The organism is Pseudomonas sp. GM_Psu_1 (assembly GCF_026544185.1).
GTDB lineage: Bacteria > Pseudomonadota > Gammaproteobacteria > Pseudomonadales > Pseudomonadaceae > Chryseomonas > Chryseomonas oryzihabitans.
The window spans coordinates 390552-411339 of record NZ_JALNUX010000005.1; the positions used below are offsets into that span (position 1 = coordinate 390552).

19 protein-coding genes and 2 riboswitches are annotated in these 20788 nt (G+C 65.1%); of the genes, 11 read left to right on the forward strand and 8 right to left on the reverse strand.

The window, feature by feature from the left end; all coding sequences use genetic code 11:
- Window positions 1–2 precede the first annotated feature (2 nt).
- Window positions 3–923, forward strand: coding sequence for a metal ABC transporter substrate-binding protein (locus OXS31_RS11510; protein ID WP_267399074.1), 921 nt, complete (start codon window positions 3–5; stop codon window positions 921–923).
- A 116-nt stretch (window positions 924–1039) separates the two neighbouring features.
- On the opposite strand, the gene OXS31_RS11515 is transcribed toward OXS31_RS11510, so the two are convergent.
- The 4 genes from OXS31_RS11515 to cobW are packed head-to-tail and all read right to left on the reverse strand — an operon-like array spanning window position 1040 to window position 7558.
- Complete coding sequence (locus tag OXS31_RS11515) at window positions 1040–1684, reverse strand: VWA domain-containing protein (RefSeq protein ID WP_219860260.1); 645 nt, start codon at window positions 1682–1684, stop codon at window positions 1040–1042.
- Between the two features lie 20 nt (window positions 1685–1704).
- Window positions 1705–2748: an AAA family ATPase gene (locus OXS31_RS11520; RefSeq protein ID WP_267399075.1), complete on the reverse strand. Its 1044-nt coding sequence runs from the start codon at window positions 2746–2748 to the stop codon at window positions 1705–1707.
- Between the two features lies 1 nt (window position 2749).
- Window positions 2750–6499: a cobaltochelatase subunit CobN gene (gene cobN / locus OXS31_RS11525; RefSeq protein ID WP_267399076.1), complete on the reverse strand. Its 3750-nt coding sequence runs from the start codon at window positions 6497–6499 to the stop codon at window positions 2750–2752.
- A 6-nt stretch (window positions 6500–6505) separates the two neighbouring features.
- On the reverse strand, window positions 6506–7558 hold the full coding sequence (gene cobW / locus OXS31_RS11530; protein WP_027599500.1) for a cobalamin biosynthesis protein CobW: 1053 nt from the start codon (window positions 7556–7558) through the stop codon (window positions 6506–6508).
- Window positions 7559–7660: 102 nt separating this feature from the next.
- Window positions 7661–7844, reverse strand: a riboswitch (cobalamin riboswitch).
- A gap of 58 nt (window positions 7845–7902) precedes the next feature.
- Window positions 7903–8109, forward strand: a riboswitch (cobalamin riboswitch).
- An 85-nt stretch (window positions 8110–8194) separates the two neighbouring features.
- Here cobW and OXS31_RS11535 point away from each other — a divergent pair.
- From OXS31_RS11535 to OXS31_RS11545, 3 genes are read left to right on the forward strand one after another with little or no spacing between them, the layout of a single operon-like run.
- A complete protein-coding gene (locus OXS31_RS11535) occupies window positions 8195–8380 on the forward strand; it encodes a CbtB domain-containing protein (protein WP_007158478.1) in 186 nt (61 codons plus the stop codon).
- 12 nt (window positions 8381–8392) lie between these two features.
- Complete coding sequence (locus OXS31_RS11540) at window positions 8393–9070, forward strand: CbtA family protein (RefSeq protein WP_144953750.1); 678 nt, start codon at window positions 8393–8395, stop codon at window positions 9068–9070.
- Window positions 9070–9444 carry a cobalamin biosynthesis protein gene (locus OXS31_RS11545; RefSeq protein WP_027599502.1) on the forward strand — a complete coding sequence of 125 codons (375 nt, stop codon included), beginning with the start codon at window positions 9070–9072 and terminating at the stop codon, window positions 9442–9444. Before OXS31_RS11540 ends, OXS31_RS11545 begins: the two co-directional genes overlap by 1 nt.
- On the opposite strand, the gene OXS31_RS11550 is transcribed toward OXS31_RS11545, so the two are convergent.
- The 3 genes from OXS31_RS11550 to OXS31_RS11560 form a co-directional block, all read right to left on the reverse strand.
- Window positions 9435–10163 carry a ScpA family protein gene (locus OXS31_RS11550; RefSeq protein WP_161796601.1) on the reverse strand — a complete coding sequence of 243 codons (729 nt, stop codon included), beginning with the start codon at window positions 10161–10163 and terminating at the stop codon, window positions 9435–9437. The genes OXS31_RS11545 and OXS31_RS11550 overlap by 10 nt on opposite strands.
- 110 nt (window positions 10164–10273) lie before the next feature.
- Window positions 10274–10903 carry an L-threonylcarbamoyladenylate synthase gene (locus OXS31_RS11555; protein WP_027599504.1) on the reverse strand — a complete coding sequence of 210 codons (630 nt, stop codon included), beginning with the start codon at window positions 10901–10903 and terminating at the stop codon, window positions 10274–10276.
- Window positions 10900–11772 (reverse strand): PHP domain-containing protein, encoded by an 873-nt coding sequence (locus OXS31_RS11560; RefSeq protein ID WP_007158483.1) that lies wholly within the window; start codon window positions 11770–11772, stop codon window positions 10900–10902. Before OXS31_RS11560 ends, OXS31_RS11555 begins: the two co-directional genes overlap by 4 nt.
- Before the next feature lie 60 nt (window positions 11773–11832).
- Between OXS31_RS11560 and OXS31_RS11565 the strand changes: the two genes are divergently transcribed.
- The 4 genes from OXS31_RS11565 to OXS31_RS11580 all read left to right on the forward strand — a co-directional run bounded on the left by OXS31_RS11565 (window position 11833) and on the right by OXS31_RS11580 (window position 15216).
- Window positions 11833–12417 carry a septation protein A gene (locus OXS31_RS11565; protein WP_027602202.1) on the forward strand — a complete coding sequence of 195 codons (585 nt, stop codon included), beginning with the start codon at window positions 11833–11835 and terminating at the stop codon, window positions 12415–12417.
- A gap of 4 nt (window positions 12418–12421) precedes the next feature.
- On the forward strand, window positions 12422–13099 hold the full coding sequence (locus tag OXS31_RS11570) for a response regulator transcription factor (RefSeq protein ID WP_027602201.1): 678 nt from the start codon (window positions 12422–12424) through the stop codon (window positions 13097–13099).
- A 111-nt stretch (window positions 13100–13210) separates the two neighbouring features.
- Window positions 13211–13645 carry an LTXXQ domain protein gene (locus tag OXS31_RS11575; protein ID WP_267399083.1) on the forward strand — a complete coding sequence of 145 codons (435 nt, stop codon included), beginning with the start codon at window positions 13211–13213 and terminating at the stop codon, window positions 13643–13645.
- 197 nt (window positions 13646–13842) lie between these two features.
- The gene (locus OXS31_RS11580; RefSeq protein ID WP_267399085.1) at window positions 13843–15216 is read left to right on the forward strand and encodes a HAMP domain-containing sensor histidine kinase; all 1374 of its coding nucleotides are present in this window, start codon (window positions 13843–13845) and stop codon (window positions 15214–15216) included.
- Here OXS31_RS11580 and OXS31_RS11585 read toward each other — a convergent pair.
- Window positions 15191–15757, reverse strand: a complete 567-nt coding sequence (locus OXS31_RS11585; protein ID WP_267399087.1) for a nitroreductase — start codon at window positions 15755–15757, stop codon at window positions 15191–15193. The two genes, OXS31_RS11580 and OXS31_RS11585, sit on opposite strands and share 26 nt — an antisense overlap.
- A 200-nt stretch (window positions 15758–15957) precedes the next feature.
- Between OXS31_RS11585 and OXS31_RS11590 the strand changes: the two genes are divergently transcribed.
- The 3 genes from OXS31_RS11590 (at window position 15958) to OXS31_RS11600 (ending at window position 20730) form a co-directional block, all read left to right on the forward strand.
- Entirely contained in the window at window positions 15958–17340 is a 1383-nt protein-coding gene (locus OXS31_RS11590) for an adenylate/guanylate cyclase domain-containing protein (RefSeq protein WP_007158489.1), read from the forward strand.
- A 966-nt stretch (window positions 17341–18306) separates the two neighbouring features.
- Window positions 18307–19407, forward strand: a complete 1101-nt coding sequence (locus tag OXS31_RS11595) for an amidinotransferase (RefSeq protein ID WP_267399089.1) — start codon at window positions 18307–18309, stop codon at window positions 19405–19407.
- 99 nt (window positions 19408–19506) lie between these two features.
- Window positions 19507–20730, forward strand: coding sequence for a serine kinase (locus OXS31_RS11600; protein ID WP_267399090.1), 1224 nt, complete (start codon window positions 19507–19509; stop codon window positions 20728–20730).
- Window positions 20731–20788 lie beyond the last annotated feature (58 nt).

Genomic DNA, 20788 nt, shown 5'->3' on the forward strand with positions numbered 1-20788 from the left:
CCATGAAATCCCTGTTCTCCCTGGGCGCTGCCCTCCTGCTCGCCGCTGCCGGCCAGGCCCAGGCCGCACCGGTCAAGGCCGTCGCCACCTTTAGCGTGATCGCCGACGTGGTCAAACAGGTCGGTGGCGATCAGGTGCAGGTCTCCTCCCTGGTCGGTCCCAATGGCGATCCCCATGCCTATGAACCGACGCCCACCGATGCCCAGGCGCTGAAGCAGGCCGATGTGGTGTTCATGAGCGGCCTGCACCTGGAAGGCTGGATGGACCGCCTGATCAAGGCCTCCGGCCAGGCGCGCCCGCCGGTGGTGCTCAGTGAGGGGATCAAGACCCGCGAGATGGCGGAAGACGAGGATGAACATGGCAACGCGGACCATGATCACGACCATGGCGGTATCGATCCCCATGTCTGGAACAACCCGCTGAACGTAGTCGTCTACACCCGCAACGTGGTGAAGGCGCTGTCCGCGGTGGATCCGGCGGACGCGGCCACCTTCAAGGCCAACGGCGATCGCTACATCGCCGAACTGGAAGCCCTGGATCGCTATGCCCGCGAGCAGATCGGCCAGGTACCCAAGGCCAAACGCAAGGTACTGACCTCCCATGATGCCTTCGGCTACTTCGCCGACGCCTATGGCGTGACCTTCATCTCGCCGCTGGGGCTATCGACCGAAGCCGAGGCGTCCGCCCAGGACGTCGCCAAGCTGATCCGCCAGATCAAGCAGGAGCATGTCGCCACCTACTTCTTCGAGAACTCCAACGATCCGCGCCTGGTACAGCAGATCGCCAAGGCCAGCGGCGCCCAGCCGGGTGGCGAGCTGTACGTCGAAGCCCTGTCTCCGGCGGACGGCCCGGCGCCCACCTATGCCGCCATGTTCCGCTACAACGTGGATACCCTGGTCAAGACGATGAAGGGCGGGCATTGAGGCTCTCTGGTAGGTTGGGTTGAGCGCAGCGAAGCCCAACAGAACGAGGCTCGAGTTCCCCGATGTCGGGCTTCGATGATGGGACCGCCTCAACCCGACCTACGCCGCACCGGTGGCTAGACCACCGGTACCTCCTCGAGGTGAAGGTATTCCGCGCCCAGGCGCCGAGCCAGTTCCCCTGCCCGTCCCAGGCGCAGTGGTCCCAATTCGATATCCAGCACCCGGATGGGACAGTCCGGTAGGGCCAACCCCTCCAGCTCACGCAGACGTCCATCGGTGACCAGCAGCAGCTGGCATTCCTCGCCGGGGTGTTGCCGCCGACGGCTCGTCAACCAGGCCTGAGCTTCCACCAGTCCCGCCAGCAAAGGCGTTCCGCCTCCCGCGCCCAGCTGCTCCAGCCATGCCTGAAGGGCCTGCCCGCTACGCTGGCCCTGGAAAGACCATTCGGGTCGCGCCCCCGCCGTCTGCAGGACCGCGACCCTGACCCGCTGGCGATAGGCCTGCTCGAACCAGTCGGCCAGCAGCCCCTTGGCCTGGGCCAGGGCACCGTGGCGGCGGGTGGACGCGGAGTGATCGAGGATCACCAGCCAAAGCTGGGCCGGACGCTGCCGGCGCGGTTGCCGCAGGAGATCACCCGCGCGACGGGGACGCCCGCGTAGCAGCGTCGGCACCCAGGCGACAGGGCCTTTCGTACCCGGCGAACGCGCGCCCTGGCGACCGCCTGCGGCCTTGCCCGTCCCGCTTCGGGCATCGCGATCCAGGGTGCTGGACGATCGGATGCCTAGGGCTTTTTTGCCCCACCCAATCGGCGTCTGGGACCCGTTGCAGTGGGCTCCGGCGCCAGGGCACCCCAGCTATCGCCCTCGCCCTGCGCGGTCTCGGCATCCCCCTGCTCCTGTTGATCGCCAGGCTCTCGCTCCGGAGTAGTGGGAGTCAAATCATCCTGTAGGGGTGGTATTAATGAGGGACCATCCGCCAGTTCGCGGCGCCGATGGCGCAAGGCGAATTCGGCCACGGCGGCGATATCGGCGTTTTCGATCGCCGTGGCGCCGCGCCAGGCCGCATGGGTGCGCGCCGCGCGTAGCCAGACCAGGTCGGCGCGCAGGCCATCGACACCGGCCTGGTGGCAGCCTGCAGTGATGGCCTCCAGGGCGGCATCGTCCAGGGGAATGTCGGCCAGCCGTGTACGGGCCACGGCGCAGCGCTGACGCAGTTCCGCCTGCGCCGCTTCCCACTGCGCAATGAAGGCTGGCGGATCGCTGTCGAAGGCCAGCCGCCGGCGCAGGATCTCCGCCCGTTCACGGGGGGCCGGCCGGCTGTCCAGCGCCAGGGCGAAGCCGAACCTGTCCAGCAACTGCGGACGCAACTCGCCCTCCTCCGGATTCATGGTGCCCACCAGCAAAAAGCGCGCGGCGTGCTCATGGGAGATGCCGTCGCGCTCCACCCGGTTGACCCCGCTGGCCGCCACATCCAGCAGCAGGTCGACCAGGTGATCCGGCAGCAGATTGACCTCGTCGACATAGAGCACGCCGCCATGGGCCGCCGCCAGTACGCCCGGCGCGAAGCGCGCCCGGCCTTCGCCCAGCGCCGCATCCAGATCCAGGGTGCCGACGATGCGCTCTTCGCTGGCGCCCAGAGGCAGGGTGACGAAGGGACCGCCGCCGAGCAGATCGGCCAGGCCCCGGGCCAGGGTCGACTTGGCCATGCCCCGGGGACCTTCGATCAGCACACCGCCGATACGGGGATCGATGGCATTCAGGCACAGCGCCAACTTGAGGCTGTCTGCGCCGACCACGGCGGCCAGGGGAAAGACGGGGGCGGTCATCTCAGGCTTCATCCATATCCATCAGCAGCTGTTCGAGGGCTTCGCGGTAGTCGCCCGGCTGTTGCCAGAGACCGCGCTGCTGGGCCTCCAGCAGGCGCTCGGTCATGTCGCGCAGGGCCTCGGGGTTATGGCGCTCGACGAAGTCACGGGTATCGGCGTCGAGCAGATAGGCATCGGCCAGTTGCCGGTACTGGTGATCCTCCACCAGTTCGGTAGTGGCGCCGAAGCCGAACAGGTAGTCCACGGTGGCGGCCATCTCGAAGGCCCCCTTGTAGCCATGGCGCTTCATGCCGGCGATCCACTTGGGATTGGCTGCCCGGGAGCGCACCACGCGGCCCAGCTCTTCCTTCAGGGTGCGGATCTTCGGCAGATCGGCCTGGGCATGGTCGCCGAAGTAGCTGGCGCGCCGTTGGCCGCTTAGGGTCTCAGCGGCGGCCAGCATGCCGCCCTGGAACTGGTAGTAGTCGTTGGAATCGAGCAGGTCGTGCTCGCGGTTGTCCTGGTTCTGCAGTACGGCCTGCAGCCGACCGAGGCGGCGGGAGAAGTCGTCACGGGCGGCGGTGCCCTCATCCTCGGCACCATAGGCATAGCCGCCCCAGTTGAGGTAGGCCGTGGCCAGTTCGCTGCGATCCTGCCACTGGCGTTCTTCCACCGCGCCCTGCACACCGGCGCCGTAGGCACTGGGCTGGGCGCCGAAGATGCGCCAGCCGGCCTGACGCCGGGCGAGGTCAGCAGCGGTACCGGCCGCTTCCAGGGCAGCGCGCTCGCGGCGAACCTGGGCGGCCAGGGGGTTGAGATCGTCCGGCTCGTCCAGAGCGGCCACCGCCTGGACCGCGGCATCGAACAGCCGTACCAGACCGCCGAAGGCATCGCGAAAGAAACCGGAGATGCGCAGGGTGACGTCCACCCGCGGACGATCCAGCAGCGACAGCGGCAGGATCTCGAAGTCTTCGACCCGGGCGCTGCCGGTCTGCCACACCGGGCGCACACCCAACAGCGCCATGGCCTGGGCGATGTCGTCGCCGCCGGTCCTCATGGTCGCCGTGCCCCAGACCGAAAGACCCAACTGGCGCAGGTGGTCGCCCTCCTCCTGCAGATGACGCTCCAGCAGCAGATTGGCCGACTGCCAACCGAGCCGCCAGGCGGTCATGCTCGGCAGGTTGCGCACGTCCACGGAAAAGAAGTTGCGCCCGGTGGGCAGGACATCCAGCCGCCCGCGACTGGGCGCGCCGCTGGGGCCGGCCGGCACGAAGCGCCCGTCCAGGGCCGCCAGGAGGCCGCCGATTTCAGCGGGGCCACAGCCGTCCAGTGCCGGCGCCACCTGGGTGACCAGGTGTTCCAGCACCGGACGGGTCGCCGGCAATTCGACCAGCGCCAACGGCAAGGGCTCGGCATCGACCATCGCGGCGACCAGCGCCAGGGCCAGCAATTCCAGGCGCTCCCGGGTATCACCCAGGGTGCGCCAGGGTTCGGCGGACAGCGCCGCCAGGCAAGCCGGGCGCGCCCCTTGCCAGGGCTCGCCCAGGTCGGCGGCCAGGGGATCGAACTCCAGCTGCAGATCCTTGGCCAGCGCCCGCAAGAGACTCGCATTGCCGCCCTGGGCATCGCCACGGGGGATGCGCAAGAGCGCCACCAGGGTATCGCGACGCAATTGCCCGGTCGGGGATTCACCGAACACATGCAGGCCATCGCGGATCTGGGACTCCTTGAGGTCGCACAGGTAGGCGTCCAGCTGCGGCAGCCAGCTGTCCGGATCGTCGGTGATCACCAGCCCCAGCTCGCGATCCAGGGCGGTCTCGCGCACCAGTTGCAGGATCTCGCCGCGCAACTCGGTGGCGCGCCGCAGATCCAGCAGGCTGGCGTCATAGTATTCGTCGGCCAGCCGCTCCAGATCGCGCAGCGGCCCGTAGCTCTCGGCTCGGGTCAGCGGCGGCATCAGGTGGTCGATGATCACCGCCTGGGTGCGCCGCTTGGCCTGGGCGCCCTCGCCCGGGTCGTTGACGATGAAGGGATAGACGTTGGGCAGCGGTCCGAGAATGGCGTCCGGCCAACACTCCGCCGACAGCCCGACGCCCTTGCCCGGCAGCCATTCCAGGTTGCCGTGCTTGCCCAGATGCACCACGGCCTGGGCGCCATATGCCTCGCGCAGCCAGAAATAGAAGGCCAGGTAGCCATGGGGCGGCACCAGCGCAGGATCGTGGTAGACCGCCGCCGGATCGACGTCATAGCCACGCGCCGGCTGGATGCCGACAAAGGTCAGGCCGAAGCGCACCCCGGCCACCATGAGCCGACCGCGACGGTGCATGGGATCGGTCTCGGGTCCGCCCCAGCGCTCGATCACCGCCTGCTGCAGGCTGAGCGGCAACCCGGCGAACAAAGCGTGGTAGTCCTGCAGCGCCAGGCTCTGCAACGCCGGGCGCAGATCGCGCAGGGCGCTGTCGTTGGTCACCCCACCGAGCAGACGCTCGATCAGGGCGGTGCCGCTGTCCGGCAGATTGGCGACCGGATAGCCGGCCGTCTGCAAGGCGCGCAGTACCCCGAGCGCTGCCGCCGGGGTATCCAGGCCCACGCCATTGCCGATGCGGCCGTCACGGGTCGGATAGTTGGCCAGGATCAGGGCGATGCGCTTGTCCGCCGCGGGACGCCGCGCCAGCTCGATCCAGTTGCGCGCCAGGCGGGCGACGAAGGCCATGCGCTCGCCATCGGCCTGGTAGTTGACCACGTCGCTCTGGCTGCGCTCGCAGCGCCAGGCCAGGCCCTTGAAGCTGATCGGCCGGGTAATGATGCGCCCGTCCAATTCCGGCAGGGCGATATGCATGGCCAGATCGCGGGCACCCAGACCCTGGGGATTCTCCAGCCAGCGCTCGCGATTGTCCTGGGCGCAGATGGCCTGGAGCACCGGCACCGGGCGACGGAACGGCGTGAGATTCGGCCGCTCCGGACTGGATTGGGCGAAGCCGGTGGTATTGAGGATCAGCGCGGCGTTGGTCTCGTCCAGCAGCCGCTCCACCTCCTCCAGACAGGCCGGCTCCTTGAGACTGGCCACGGCGATAGGCAACGGATTCAGCCCTTCGGCGGCCAGCTGTTGGCAGAAGACGTCGACGAAGGCGGTGTTGGCCGACTGCAGATGGGTGCGATAGAACAGCAGCGCCGCGGTCGGCCAATCCGGTCGCCAGTGCTGGCGCCAGCCGTCCAGACCCAGGCCTTCCGGCTGATAGACCGCCACCCGCGGCAATTCCCGTGGCGGCTGGTAGGTGTACGGGGCACCCAGGCATTCGGCCGCCAGGCAATGCAGGAAATCCCGGGCATTGCCCAGCCCTCCCTGGCGCAGATAGCGCCACAGCCGTTCGGCCAGCTCCGGGGCCACCGTACCCAGGGCCATCAGCTCCGGATCAGGCCGATCGCAGCCGGGTACCGCGATCAGGGTCAGCCCCCGCGCGGCCAACTCGGCCAGCCGTTCCATGCCATAACGCCAGTAACCCTGGCCGCCGTGCAGGGAGATGAACACCACCCGAGCCTGGCTCAGCACCTCCTCGACATAGAGGTCCACCGAGGCGTGGTTCTGCAACTGCATGGGATTGGCCAGGCGCAGACTCGGATAGTCTTCGTCCAGGCTACGGGTCGCCTCCGCCAGCAGCGCCAGGTGCGAATCGCCACTGCAGAGTACGACGATCTCACTGGGCGTCTGCGCCAGGTGGGCGATGCCGTCGTCGGGGACGAAGCCGCCCGGCTGGGTACGCAGCAGATGCATCTGGCGTCAGGCGACCGCGGCGCGCAACTGGGCGGTGATAGCCGCCTGGTCCAACTCCTGGCCGATCAGCACCAGCTGGGTGCTGCGAGTCTCATCGGTCTTCCAGGGGCGGTCGAAGTGCTTGTCGAAGCGGGTGCCGACCCCCTGGACCAGCAGTCGCAGCGGCTTGCCGGCGATGGCCGCGAAGCCCTTCACCCGCAGCACACCATGGGTCTTGACCACCTCGGCCAGGGCCGCCAGCAGGGTCGCCTCGGCCACCTCGGGCAGCTGGACGCCGAAGGAGTCGAATTCGTCGTGATCGTGGTCTTCATGACCTTCGAGGTCATGGTGGGTGGGACGGCTGTCGATATGGGCCTCGGATTCGGCCTGCAGCCCCAGCAGAACCGACAGCGGCAGCACGCCGCGACTGGCTTCCACCACCTTGACCGCCGGCGGCAACTCCTCGGTGACCTCGGCACGTACCCGCGCCAGGGCCTCGGCATCCAGGCCATCGGCCTTGTTGAGGATCACCAGATCGGCGCTGGCGAGCTGGTCTTCGAACAACTCGTGGAGCGGCGATTCATGGTCGAGGTTGGGGTCCTGGCGGCGCTGGACGTCCACCTGCTCGGGATGGGCGGCGAAGGTGCCGGCCGCCACCGCGGGGCTGTCGACCACGGTGATCACCGCATCCACCGTGCAGGCGTTGCGGATCTCCGGCCACTGGAAGGCCTGCACCAGGGGCTTGGGCAGGGCCAGGCCACTGGTCTCGATGAGGATATGGTCGATGTCGCCGCGGCGGGCCACCAGCTCCTTCATCACCGGGAAGAATTCTTCCTGCACGGTGCAGCACAGGCAGCCGTTGGCCAGTTCGAAGACGCGGCCCTGGGCCTCTTCCTCGGTACAGCCGATGCTGCACTGGCGCAGGATTTCACCGTCGATGCCCAGCTCGCCGAATTCGTTGACGATCACCGCGATGCGGCGGCCTTCGGCGTGGTCGAGCATGTGTCGCAGCAGGGTGGTCTTGCCGGAACCGAGGAAGCCGGTGACGATGGTGACGGGGGTCTTGGCCAGGGTTTTCATGGGCTGCCCTTAGAGAGAAAGCGAAAGAAGACGGGCAGGCATGCCAGGCGCTCGCGCCGCGGCGAGGCCCCAATGGCAGCCCGGATCACCCCGCCCGGTTGCGTGTTCGAAACGTGGCGAGGCAGGTCTCCTGGCTCGCGGCGCCCGGCTCCGGCCTTCCCGCGTGAGCAGTGGCCTGGTGGAGAGGCTAAAAACGCCGCTTACAGTTGCGGGGGCAGCCGCGGTGTCGCACCGCGTTCCCTTTCAAGCTCTTGCCGACAAGAGCACCTCGGAACGCGACAGGCTACGAGCGCCCCGCCGGGGTGTCAATCGGCCAGACTTGACCGGCGGACGAGGCGCGTGGTCTGCTCGCCGCTGCTTCAGGTGTCGCGACTCCGCCATGGGTCGCGGTGAAACGGGAAGCCGGTCCGAGTCCGGCACTGCCCCCGCAACGGTAGACGAGCGCAGGATCACAGAGCCACCCGGCCGGCAAGTCTGGGGAAGGCGATCCTGGTAGTTGCAGCCTGCAACCCTCGTGAGTCCGGAGACCGGCCTGCTGCTTTCAAGCAACCCGCGGTGGGCGGTCGTGCTGGACGGCGGCCGCCTGCGGCTCGCTGCCTCGGCGCGTCCCTGCCGCTTCGACTCCGAGGCCCTGCCATGACTGCCACCCGCTCGACCACCGCCCTGCCCCAGACCAGTACCCGCACCCAGCGTCTGACCGCCACCCTGCTCGCCTGCCTGCTCGGCCTGGGCCTGGTGCTTCTGGCCGGTTTCTCCCATGTCGAGGCGCTGCACAACGGCGCTCACGATACCCGCCATAGCGAAGGCTTCCCCTGCCACTAAAAGGAGTTCGCCATGTTCCAGCGTATTGCCTTCAGTGCCGGCGTGGCCGGCCTCCTTGCGGCCCTGTTGCTGAGTGCCCTGCAAAGCCTGTGGCTGACCCCGCTCATCCTCCAGGCGGAAACCTACGAGGTCCAGACCGAGGCGCCCGCCATGGCCGGACAGCATCATCATGGTGAAGAAGCAGCCTGGACGCCGGCGGATGGCTGGCCGCGAACCCTGTCGACCTTTGGCGGCAACCTGGTGGTGGCGGTAGGCTTCGGCCTGATCCTGGCGGGCCTGTTCAATCTAAGACGCCCGACCCGCCTGCACCAGGGCCTGCTGTGGGGCCTGGCCGGCTATGCCACCTTTTGCCTGGCGCCCAGCCTCGGCCTGCCGCCGGAGCTACCCGGCACGGCCGCGGCGGATCTCACCCTGCGTCAAGCCTGGTGGCTGGGCACTGCCGGTGCCACTGCCGCGGCGCTCGCGCTCCTGGCGTTCACTCGCCATCCCGGCTTCAAGATCGCCGCCCTCGGGCTGCTGCTCATTCCCCATCTGCTGGGTGCGCCCCAACCCGTCGCTCAGGCGAGCCTGGCACCGGAGGCCTTGCAACGGCACTTCCAGATCGCCGTGCTGGCCAGCAACCTGCCGTTCTGGCTGCTCCTGGGACTCGCCTGCAGCTGGCTGTTCCATCGCCAGGCGCCTCAGGCCTGATGGCGCTGGTCCTGGGCCTGGGTTGCCGCCGGGGCTGTTCGGTGGAGGAGCTGACCGCGCTGGCGCTGGCGGTGCTGCAGGAGGCCGGCTGCGACCCCAACGCCCTCACGGCGCTGGCGACGGTGGACCGCCGTGTGGAGGAAAACGCACTGCAACACCTGGCCCAGCGCTGGCAACTGCCCTTGCAGGGCTTCTCCGCCGAACGTCTGGCGCAACAGGAGGGCATCGCCGCGCCGAGTGCGGTCGCCTTGCAACACACCGGCAGTCCCAGCGTGGCTGAAGCCGCGGCCCTGGCCGCGGCCGGTGAAGGCGCCCGGTTGCGGGTCGGCAAGCGCAAGAGCGCGGCCGCGACGGCAGCGCTGGCTTACGCCTGAGCGACCTCTTCCGCGTCGGTGTCTCTGACCCGGGCGCGGACGTGGATGGGGCTGAAGGGCTCGTTCTGCACCAGCTCCACCAGGGATTCCTTGACCAGCTCGAGGATGGCCATGAAGGTCACCACCACCCCGAGCCGGCCTTCATCCAGGGTGAACAGCGCCACGAAGGGTACGAAGGCGCCATCCTTGAGGCGCTCCAGCACCTGACTCATGCGCTCGCGGGTGGACAGCACCTCGCGGGTCACCTGGTGACTCTCGAACAGGTCGGCGCGGCGCAGGACCTCGCCCATGGCCAGCAGCAACTCGCCCAGCTCCACCTCGGGCAGGAGCTTGCGCGCCCGCGCCTCGGGCGCCGGCAAGCTGGGCACCACGAAGTTGCGTCCCTCCCGCGGCAGGTCGTCGAGGTCCTCGGCGGCCTTCTTGAAGCGCTCGTATTCCTGCAGCCGGCGGATCAGTTCGGCGCGCGGATCTTCCTCTTCGGCCTCCAGGCCTTCGGCGCGCGGCAGCAGCATGCGCGACTTGATCTCCGCCAGCATGGCGGCCATCAGCAGGTATTCGGCGGCCAGCTCCAGTTGCACCGCCTTCATCAGCTCGACGTAGCTCATGTACTGCCGGGTGATCTCGGCGACAGGAATGTCGAGGATGTCGATGTTCTGCTTGCGGATCAGATAGAGCAGCAGGTCGAGAGGCCCCTCGAAGGCTTCGAGAAAGACCTCCAGCGCATCCGGCGGAATGTAGAGGTCCTGGGGCAGTTCGGTGAAGGCCTCGCCATAGACCAGCGCCAGGCGCAGCTGCTCGGGTTCGAGCAGCTGGGGGTCCAGGGCTTCGCTCATGCTTCGATCATGAAGGGCGTGGGATCACCGGCACCGACGCGGATCACTTCCGGCTCGTCGTCGGCCAGGCTGATCACGGTGGAGGGCTGCAGGCCACCCGGACCGCCCTCGATCACCAGGTCGACGAAATGCTCGAGACGCTCGCGGATCTCCCAGGCATCGCCCAGGGCCTCATCATCCCCCGGCAGGATCAGGCTCACGCTCATCAGCGGCTCGCCCAGCGCCTCCAGCAGCGCCAGGGTGATGGGATGCTGGGGCACCCGCACGCCGATGGTGCGCCGCTTGGGATGCAGCAGCATGCGCGGCACCTCGCGGGTGGCGTTGAGGATGAAGGTATAGGGTCCTGGTGTGTAGGCCTTGAGCAGGCGAAAGGCGCTGGTATCCACCTTGGCATAGATGCCCAGCTCGGACAGATCGCAGCACACCAGGGTGAAGTTGTGCTTGTCGTCGAGCTGGCGGATGCGGCGGATACGCTCCACCGCGCTCTTCTCACCGATACGGCAGCCCAGGGCATAGGACGAATCGGTGGGATAGGCGATGACACCGCCGGACTGGATGATTTCCACGGCCTGACGAATCAGCCGCGGCTGGGGATTCTGCGGATGAATCTCGATGAACTGGCTCATTGGGGTTCCCGATTCTGAGGGTACAGCGGTTGACTGAAGCGCGCCCAGAGGGGCGGCAGATCTTCGGGCAACGGGCGGTACATCCCCAGCTCCGACCAGTCGGCCGGCGCATGGAAATCGCTGCCCGCACTGACCATCAGACCGAATTCCCGCGCCAGAATTGCCAGGGTGCCGACCTGCTCCGCCGGCTGCACGCCATTGACCACCTCGATGGCGTGGCCACCGCCGGTGACGAATTCTCCGATCAGCTTGCGCAGCTTGGTGCGGGTGAAGCCATAGGCCAGCGGGTGGGCCAGACTGATCCATGCCTTGGCGCCCTTCAGGGTCGCCAGGGTCTCGGCCAGGGTCGGCCAGTGCTGCTTGACGTCGCCGAGCTTGCCGCCGCCCAGCCACTTGCGAAAGGCATCGCCGCGGTCTTCGACGAAGCCCGCCTGCACCAGGTATTCGGCGAAATGCGGCCGGGCCGGCGCATTGCGACTGTCGCCCAGGGCCAGCTGCACCGCCCGGGCGCCGTCCAGGGTGCCGGGCATGCCCTTGGCCGCCAGCCGCCGGTCGATTTCCCGGGCGCGTTCCCAGCGTCCCTCGTGCAGGGCTTCCAGCGCAGCGTTCAATTCGGGCGCCTCGGGGGCGAAGTTGTAGCCCAGCACATGCAGGGTCGCCCCACCCCAGGTACAGGACATCTCGATCCCGGGCAGCAGGCGCAGACCCAGGCCGTCCGCGGCTTCCAGGGCTTCGGCATAGCCATCCAGGGTGTCGTGATCGGTGATGGCCAGCAGTTGCACCCCGCGCTCGTGGGCGCGTCTGACCACCTCGGCGGGCGCGAAGGCGCCGTCCGACGCGGTGGTATGACAGTGCAGGTCGATACGCATGGCTTTCTCCTCCGGCTTCATCAGGTATTATGCCGCGATGCACTGCTATCGGCTGCGTTAATGAAACAATTCATCGATTTCATCCCCCTGCTCCTGTTCTTCCTGGTCTACAAGCTCGATCCGCGTCCGCTGGAGTTCGCCGGGCACGCCTTTACCCTGGGCGGCATCTTCAGCGCCACCGCGGTGCTGATCGTCGCTTCCCTGGTGGTCTACGGCGCGATCTTCGCGACCCAGCGCCGGCTGGAGAAGAGTCAGTGGCTGACGCTGATCGCCTGCCTGGTGTTTGGTGGCATGACCCTGGCCTTCCATAGCGAGACCTTCCTGAAGTGGAAGGCGCCGGTGGTGAACTGGCTGTTCGCCCTGGCCTTCCTGGGCAGCCATTTCATCGGCGAAAAGCCGCTGATCCAGCGCATGCTGGGCCACGCGGTGCGCCTGCCAGCCCCTATCTGGACGCGGCTGAACGTCGCCTGGATCGTCTTCTTCATCGTCTGCGGCTGCGCGAATCTCTACGTGGCCTTCACCTACGAAAGCTTCTGGGTCGACTTCAAGGTCTTTGGCAGTCTGGCGATGACCCTGGTGTTCATGCTCGGTCAGGGCCTCTATCTGGCGCGCCATCTGCAACCCATGGATGAACCGCGAGACTGATCTCATGAGTCAGATACTGCTGATCGATGACGACCAGGAACTGTGCGACCTGCTCGGTGCCTGGCTGAAACAGGAAGGCTTCGAGGTCACCGCCTGTCATGCCGGTAGCGACGCCCGCAACCAGTTGCGCGAGGCGACGCCGGACGTGGTGGTGCTGGACGTGATGCTGCCTGACGGCAGTGGCCTGGAATTGCTCAAGCAGCTGCGCAGCGATCATCCGCAACTGCCCGTACTCATGCTATCGGGACGGGGCGAACCCCTCGACCGGATCCTCGGCCTGGAGCTAGGTGCCGACGACTACCTGGCCAAACCCTGCGATCCGCGCGAACTCACCGCGCGCCTCCGAGCCATCCTCAGACGCAGTCATCCGGCCCAGCCCGCGGCCCGCCTGCAGCTGGGCGACCTGTCGCTGAGTCTGGCGCGCGGCGTCGCCAACATCGGCGAAACCGAGATCACCCTGACCCTCACCGAGAGCCGCATCCTCGAAGCCCTGCTGCGGCAACCGGGCGAACCCCTGGAAAAGCAGGCCCTGGCCCAGGCGGCCCTGGGCCGCAAGCTGACCCTCTACGATCGCAGCCTGGACATGCATGTCAGCAATCTGCGCCGCAAGCTCGGCAGCCATGCCGACGGTCGTCCGCGCATCCTGGCGCTGCGGGGCCGCGGCTACTACTACAGCGTCTAGCCCACCGCGCAGCCTTTACCCCCTCTTTACCCCCGCTGACCGCCACTGACTCCCCCGCTCCTAGACTGGGCTCATCCGGTGTTGCACCGGTCATCCCAAGGAGATTTCCCGATGCGCAAACTCATGCCCGCCGTGCTGTTCGCCGCCCTGCTGCCGACCCTGACCCTGGCCGCTACCCAGGACAGCACCGACATCACCCCGCCGCCCCACGGCAAGCTGATGGATGGCAGTCCGCGTGGCGATGGCCCCCTGCGCGGCCTCAAGCTGACCCCCGAGCAACGCGAGCAGGTCGGCAAGCTGATGGGCGAGGAGCGCCAGCAGCAGCGCGAGATCGTCAAGAGCTACCTCGACAAGCTGCCCGAGGATCAGCGCAAGGCCCTGCACGATCAGCTGGATGGCAGTCGCGACAAGACCCGTCAGTCCATTCGCGCCCTGCTCAAGCCCGATCAGCAGAAGCGCTTCGACGAAATGGAAAAGAAGCGTGAGGATCGCGCCAAGGAGTGGGCCGAGTTCCAGCAATGGAAGCAGGACCACAAGTCCTCCTGATCCCCGATCGCTGCGCCGATGGTCCTCGGCGCAGCGTCTGACCAAGAACCTGCCCAAAATCTCGCGAGCTAGAGACAAACAAGGCGAAAATGCCTGAGGAAGCGGAGTTTACGAGTGGTAAATGAGCATTCCGAAGGCATTTTCAACGCCGTTTGGCCGACGCGCAGCAGACTTTGAGCAGCTTCTAAGGCGACTGCATGGTTTTTCGTTCCCTCTTCTGGCGCATCTTCGCCACCTTCTGGCTGGCCATCCTGTCCGCGGTCGGCCTGACCATGCTGCTCGGCCACCTGGCCGACCAGGATTCCTGGATCCTCGCGCAGCATCCCGGCCTGCGCGACCTCCCCGAACAGTGGGTGCAACGTTATGAAAACGACGGTCCCGCCGCCGCCCAAGGCCTGCTCGAACAGCGCAAGGGCCGCTACGGCATCGATGTGCTGGTGCTGGGCGAGAACGGCTCGCCCCTGGTGCGCGGCACCCTGCCACCGCGCATCTTCGACCAGGATCTCGACCAGCCGCAGCGTCAGCAGCGCCCCGGTCCTGGCGCCCGCGACCCCAACCGGCCGCTGCCCTGGCGACGCCTGACCGACGAATACACCAGCCCGAGCGGCCAGACCTACCTGTTCATCTACCACCTGCCCACCCCCGAACTGGGCGCCTGGCGCCGCCAGAGCCTGTTCTGGCCGGTCGGCATGCTGGCCATCGCCACGGTGGTACTGACCCTGTTCAGCCTGCTGCTGACCCTCAGCCTGACCCGCCCGCTCAATCATCTCAGGCGTGCGGTCCATGATCTCGGGCAGACCGCCTATCAGCAGGACACCCTCGCCCGCCTCGCCCGCCGCAAGGACGAACTGGGCGTGCTGGCCGAAGACTTCAATCGCATGGGCGCCCATCTGCAGCGGCTGATCGACAGCCAGCGGCAGCTGCTGCGCGACGTGTCCCACGAGCTACGCTCCCCGCTGGCTCGCCTGCGCATCGCCCTGGCGCTGGCCGAACGCTCCGACCCCCATGACCTGGGCAACATGTGGCCGCGCCTGACCCTGGAATGCGATCGCCTGGAAACCCTGATCGGCGAGATTCTCGCCCTGGCCCGCCAGGAAGCGGATCCCGGTCCGCCCGAGCAGCTGGAATTGCACCCGCTGCTGGAAGGCCTGGTCGAGGATGCCCAACTTAGCGCCCCCCAGCAGCGGGTGGAACTGGACGTTCCCGCCGCCCTGCGGCTGGACGGCTGGCCCGATGTGTTGGAACGGGCCCTGGACAATCTGTTGCGCAATGCGCTGCGCTTCAACCCGCCCGCCTTGCCGATCGTCATCTCGGCGACCGCCGCCGCGGGCGAGGTGCGCATCCAGGTGCGTGACCATGGCCCCGGAGTCAAGGTCGACGACCTGCCCCGGCTGGGTGAGCCCTTCTTCCGCTCGGATCAGCAGCAGGCCACCGGCTATGGCCTGGGGCTGGCCATCGCCCGCCGCGCCATCCAGCGCCATGGTGGCGAGCTGCACCTGAGCAATCACCCGGACGGTGGTTTTCTCGCCACCGTCACCCTGCCGCTCAGACCGGTCCTGACCAATGGCTGACCTGGCCGCTCAGATCACGCGGCGCCGGGATCCGCGGCGCCATCTCCGGCGTGCCCAGGTAGATGTAGCCCACCAGTTGTTCGTCCTCGGCCAGTCCCAGCGCCTGCAGCACCCAGGGATCGTAGCTGAACTCACCGGAACGCCAGACCGCACCCAGGCCCAGGGCGAAGGCCGCGTTGACCAGGCCGTGGGCGACGCAGCCGGCGGTGATGATCTGCTCCTGGACCGGCACCTTGGGGTGTTCCTGGGGCGTGGCGACGACGGCGATCACCAGGGGGGCCCGCAGCGGCATGCGCCGCGCCTTGTCCAGGGCCGCCGCATCTGCGTCGGGCTCGCGCCGGCGCAGGGCATCGGCATAGAGCTCGCCGAGCGCCGTGCGGCCGGCGCCGCTCACCAGGATCAGCCGCCAGGGGCGCAGCAGCTTGTGGTCCGGCGCCCGGTCCGCGGCGCGCAGCAGGGTCTCGAGTTGCGCGGGCGTTGGGCCCGGTTCGGTCAGGCGACCGACCGAGGCGCGATTGCAAAGGGCTTCGAGGGCATCCATAGCGTCTCTCCTGTAAAGATGCCGCAGTGTACCCCAGGGACGACTGCCGAATTTGGCTGTCACAGCAGCGGAATGGCTGACATTCTTGGCCGCTACCGGGGCGGTCGGCTAAGATCGCGAATGCTAGAAAACCCGGCCGCTTTCATCGTCGCGAACGGAGTTATCCCGACCTCTCGCCTTTTTCGAAACGGACCCGACAGATGAAGTTTGCGCTCAACCGGTTCCTCGCTGCGTCCGGTGACAGCCTGGGCGTCTACTACGCCCGGGTATTCGCCTATCTGATCGCCGCCGCCAGCGTCACCGCCGGGTACTACACCCAGGCCGATGCGGTGGGCCTGTGGCTGATCCCCTATGCCCTGCTCTACCCCCATGTGGCCCAGACCCTGAGTCTCAAGCTCAGACGCGATCGCGGCGCCCAGACCGATATCATCCTCGCCGCCCTGGACGCCATCCATGTCGGCATGGCCGCGGTGGTGTTGCGCTTCCCGCTGATGCCCACCCTGATGCTGCTGTTCATGCTCGGCTATACCAGCATGCTGCGCGGTGGCCCGCGCCTGCTCGGCCTGTGCCTGCTGTTCGCCACCAGCGCCGCGGCGCTGGGCAGCGCCACCTTCTTCCAGGGTGTCGACCTCACCAGTCCGCTGCTGGTGGCGGTCACCAGCGTGGTGGGCACCATGCTGCACCTCTGGGGCACCGGCTACTTCCTGCATCGCCAGCGCAAGCGCCTCATCCAGATCAACGACGATCTCAAGCGCGAGCAGGAAAAGTCGGCGATCCTGGCGCACAACCTGGCCAAATACCTCTCGCCCCAGGTCTGGGAGTCCATCTTCACCGGCAAGCAACACATCGCCCTGGGCACCCAGCGCAAGAAGATCACGGTGTTCTTCTCCGACATCAAGGGCTTCACCGAGCTGTCCGAAGAACTCGAGGCCGAAGCCCTCACCGACATGCTCAACAACTACCTCAACGAGATGTCGAAGATCGCCGTCAAATACGGTGGCACCATCGACAAGTTCGTCGGTGACTGCGTGATGGTGTTCTTTGGCGACGCCAACAGCCAGGGCGCCAAGAAGGACGCCGTGGCCGCGGTCTCCATGGCCATCGCCATGCGCAAGCACATGAAGGTCCTGCGCCAGCAGTGGCGCAGCCAGGGCATCAACAAGCCGCTGGAGATCCGCATGGGCCTGAACACCGGTTACTGCACGGTCGGCAACTTCGGCTCCAGCACGCGCATGGACTACACCATCATCGGTCGCGAAGTGAACCTGGCCAGCCGCCTGGAGAATGCCGCCGATGCCGGCGAGATCCTGATCAGCCACGAGACCTACTCGCTGGTCAAGGAAACCATCATGTGCCGCGACAAGAGCTGGATCACCGTCAAGGGCTTCAGCAAGCCGGTGCAGATCTATCAGGTGGTGGACTTCCGTCGCGACCTGGGCGCCTCTCCCAGCTATGTCGAGCACGAACTGCCGGGCTTCTCCATGTACCTGGATACCAACAACATCCAGAACTACGACAAGGAGCGGGTCATCCAGGCGCTGCAGCTGGCAGCGGAAAAGCTCAAGGACAAGGTAATTCTTTAAAGCGACCGCAGACCCTGCGGCCGCATCTGGACGTACCTCGGCGCCCTTGGCTGGGCGCAACCAGACCGCCAGCGCAGGCGGCATTCGGACTGCTGCTCGGTAGGATGCTGATATATCGCTGACAGCCACCAAGCACAGCCAAGCCTGCCCTCCCTTGGCAATACTCATTGCCGCCCACCAGATCGCATCTTGACTCGGCAAAGAGACGGCGGTCTGAGCTGAAGCGAACGTGCTGCTGCGGCCCCGCTGGAAAGGCCCAGGCCTTCGATACCCAGGCTGCCCTGCCCCTTCCGGGAGCATTCGACGCCGAAGACTTATCTGTGACTCCAGGACGAGCACCCCCAGTGATGAGGCATCTCCCTTTGTGCCGCTGGCGAACCGGCCTATCCCGATTTGCAGGAAAGGCACAGCCGGGCGGCGATCAGCCTTGACCAGCGTATCTTCGCGTCACAGGGTACCGATGCTGGCAAGGTACAGCCCAACCTCCTGGGCAACTTCCACAGTGGGCCTTCGATAGCGCCCCGTAGCCCCTCCCCGCAACGTGGAATCTCCCGAAGCGACTTTAATAAGCCATGAACATGCCAGCAGCATGATTTCCAAAGAAATACTATCAGCATATCAATTTTCGGCCTACTTATTATATGCATGCCAATACCTATCGCGCGGACCGGCGTATCTTCGTTATATGAACTAGCCTAACCAGGCCAAGCCGCCAACCACAGGTATTTCAGAAAAACGCAGCAGTAATCAGGAACATCCACTACAAATCACCACCCAAGCAAGAACTATCAATTAAGCAGAAGGCGCGTACACTCACCCGCACCCTTAGCACCGGCACCCGACCACCACATACGAATACCGTCATCTTATAATCCGACAATATATAACTTCCTAACCGCCTCTCTTGCCACCCACTATTTTTTCGCCAAACATATACTCTTCATTTACTGCCAAAGGCCATTTATCATGGAATTCCAAACAGAAGAGCCGTCATCCTTTTCCAACCTGGAAAGCCCCGTAGAAGTCTATACGGAGTGGGATCCCCTGGAGGAGGTCATAGTTGGCATAATGGATGACATCCGCGTACCTGAATGGGATACCGGTCTGAGAGCCATCATACCCAGAGAGTCGAGCGACTTTTTCCAGACATACTCTGGACAGCGATTTCCGGAAGAACTGGTCATCAAGGCCAGGCAGGAAGTCAATACGCTGGCCAGGATCCTGGAAGCCGAGGGCATAAGAGTAAAACGGCCAAACGAGTTCAATCACCATCAGCCCATAGTGACTCCCCATTTCACTACAGGTGGCACCTTCTACTCCGCCATGCCAAGGGACTGCCTTTTCGCAATCGGCAAAAAGATCATTGAAGTGCCCATGGCCTGGCGCAGCCGTTACTTCGAGACCTTCGCTTTTCGTGACATCCTGAACGATTACTTCAGCAGAGGTGCTGACTGGATCTCAGCCCCCAAGCCGATGCTGAAAGACAACATCTGGAAAAAGGATTATGACTTCGACCAGGAGATTCCATTCAACTCCATAATCACCGAGGTGGAACCGCTATTTGACGCGGCCGACTTCATGAAGATGGGCCGCGACATCATCGGCCAGCGTAGCCATGTAACGAATAACAAGGGCATCGAATGGCTGCGCAGAACCCTCGGATCGGATTATCGCATCCATATCTATGAGTTCGAAGAGCCAGGACCCATCCACATCGACACGACGATACTGCCGCTGGCGCCAGGCCGCGTACTCGTCAACAAGGGCTGGGTACCGCAAATTCCTGACATCTTCAAAGATTGGGAAATCCTGACTCCGCCGCCGTCCAACCTGCCCGACGACCATCCTCTTTACATCACTTCCAAGTGGATTCACATCAATGTGCTGATGCTGGACGAAAGAACGGTGGTCGTCGAGCAGGACGAGGAGGCTCTGATCAACGCCTTCCGCCAGTGGGGTTTCAAGACCATCCTCTGTCCCTTCAAGCACTTTCAGACCTTCGGTGGCTCCTTCCACTGTGCCACGCTGGATGTCAAACGGCGCGGAAGCCTGAAAAGTTATATCTGAAGACTTCCGGCGCCCATCTGGAAATAGTGGGGCGCTCTAGGCGCGCAGGGCCCGAGGCCCTGCGCGCACCAATAGCCGCAAGCATAACAGGATTTGGAAATGCAGCTCGAACATACGGTACTGATCGTTTCTTCCGACCTGGATGTCGCCTTGAACGTAGCGGCGCTCAAGGCGAAGTATGACCTGCAGACCTGGAGGTTCGTCTTCCTGCTGGAGGATTATCTGGGCGAGGCGCGAGAGGAATTGAAACGCCCGGAAAACTTTCTCGTCTCTGACTTCGCCATCGCCACCGAGGTAGAGGCAGCCCTTGATAAGATAGCTCGCCACTACAGCATTTCTACCGCGGTGGCTTTCGACGAATTTTCGCTCTACGTAGCCGCTTCAGCAAATGAGCGCTGGCAACTTCCAGGCATCACCCGAGAAGAGGCGCAAAGGTTTCGCGACAAGAAAAAAATGAAAGAGATCGCTCAGCGCGCAGGAATCAGGACCGCCAGAGAAATAACGCTCGATGAAATCAAGCTTGGGCAGGTGCAGTTTCCCATCATCGTCAAACCGCGCTCACTAGCGGGCGCTCAAGGCGTCCGGATCATTAACGAAGCAGACGAAATGTCGTCCATCGATATCGATTCGAACCCTGAATATCAGGATATGAGCAAACATCAGTATCTTATCGAAACCTATAATCCAGCCTGCATCTACCATATTGATTGTATCGTCCGTAAAGGAACACTGGCCTTCCTATCGGCCGGCGAATATCTAGGCAAACCCATGGATTTCCTGCAGGAAAAACCGGTCGGCGTGATAGCGGTTCCCGAGGAGATGATCGAGAATATCTGGCGCCATTTTACCGAAGCCGTGATAACCGCCTTCGATGCGCCTGACGGGGTCTATCACATAGAGGCCTTTGCTGGCGCAGAACTGCTGGAAATCGCCTATCGACCTGGCGGCGCGGCCATTGTCGAGATGATAGAGATGGTCTACGGGCTGGACCTGAAGCTAATCCATCTCGCGGCACAACTGGGCCTGGATCCTTCAGTCGATATCCAGCGGAGGGCCCAAGCCTTTGGCTATATGACCTTTCCTAAAAAGCACCTTTCCCTCACACCGCTTTACGTCACAGAGGTGGCCTTACCACCCCTGGAAAATCTGCCAACGCTTAGTACCCATTCGATACCCAAGGCCGGCGACGTCGCTTCGGGAGAATTCTACTGCTACAAGGACTCGCTGGGCTCATTCATCTTTTGCGGCGATCGCGATCTCGTGCTTCAGGACATCGACTACCTGAACAGGCATTACAGCGTCGCTGTTGACGCTGAACCGTAGATAGCGGCCTGGGACCGCTGCTCCCACAGATATCCGCCACGACCAAAGGCCCCGTTTA

Coding starts and splice junctions, on each gene's coding strand:
- OXS31_RS11510 (WP_267399074.1), top strand. CDS start 3: ATGAAATCCCTGTTCTCCCTGGGCGCTGCCCTCCTGCTCGCCGCTGCC.
- OXS31_RS11520 (WP_267399075.1), bottom strand. CDS start 2,748: ATGACCGCCCCCGTCTTTCCCCTGGCCGCCGTGGTCGGCGCAGACAGC.
- OXS31_RS11575 (WP_267399083.1), top strand. CDS start 13,211: ATGCGCAAACTCATGCCCGCCGTGCTGTTCGCCGCCCTGCTGCCGACC.
- cobW (WP_027599500.1), bottom strand. CDS start 7,558: ATGAAAACCCTGGCCAAGACCCCCGTCACCATCGTCACCGGCTTCCTC.
- OXS31_RS11540 (WP_144953750.1), top strand. CDS start 8,393: ATGTTCCAGCGTATTGCCTTCAGTGCCGGCGTGGCCGGCCTCCTTGCG.
- OXS31_RS11595 (WP_267399089.1), top strand. CDS start 18,307: ATGGAATTCCAAACAGAAGAGCCGTCATCCTTTTCCAACCTGGAAAGC.
- OXS31_RS11600 (WP_267399090.1), top strand. CDS start 19,507: ATGCAGCTCGAACATACGGTACTGATCGTTTCTTCCGACCTGGATGTC.
- OXS31_RS11580 (WP_267399085.1), top strand. CDS start 13,843: ATGGTTTTTCGTTCCCTCTTCTGGCGCATCTTCGCCACCTTCTGGCTG.
- OXS31_RS11560 (WP_007158483.1), bottom strand. CDS start 11,772: ATGCGTATCGACCTGCACTGTCATACCACCGCGTCGGACGGCGCCTTC.
- OXS31_RS11585 (WP_267399087.1), bottom strand. CDS start 15,757: ATGGATGCCCTCGAAGCCCTTTGCAATCGCGCCTCGGTCGGTCGCCTG.
- cobN (WP_267399076.1), bottom strand. CDS start 6,499: ATGCATCTGCTGCGTACCCAGCCGGGCGGCTTCGTCCCCGACGACGGC.
- OXS31_RS11570 (WP_027602201.1), top strand. CDS start 12,422: ATGAGTCAGATACTGCTGATCGATGACGACCAGGAACTGTGCGACCTG.
- OXS31_RS11535 (WP_007158478.1), top strand. CDS start 8,195: ATGACTGCCACCCGCTCGACCACCGCCCTGCCCCAGACCAGTACCCGC.
- OXS31_RS11590 (WP_007158489.1), top strand. CDS start 15,958: ATGAAGTTTGCGCTCAACCGGTTCCTCGCTGCGTCCGGTGACAGCCTG.
- OXS31_RS11545 (WP_027599502.1), top strand. CDS start 9,070: ATGGCGCTGGTCCTGGGCCTGGGTTGCCGCCGGGGCTGTTCGGTGGAG.
- OXS31_RS11555 (WP_027599504.1), bottom strand. CDS start 10,903: ATGAGCCAGTTCATCGAGATTCATCCGCAGAATCCCCAGCCGCGGCTG.
- OXS31_RS11565 (WP_027602202.1), top strand. CDS start 11,833: ATGAAACAATTCATCGATTTCATCCCCCTGCTCCTGTTCTTCCTGGTC.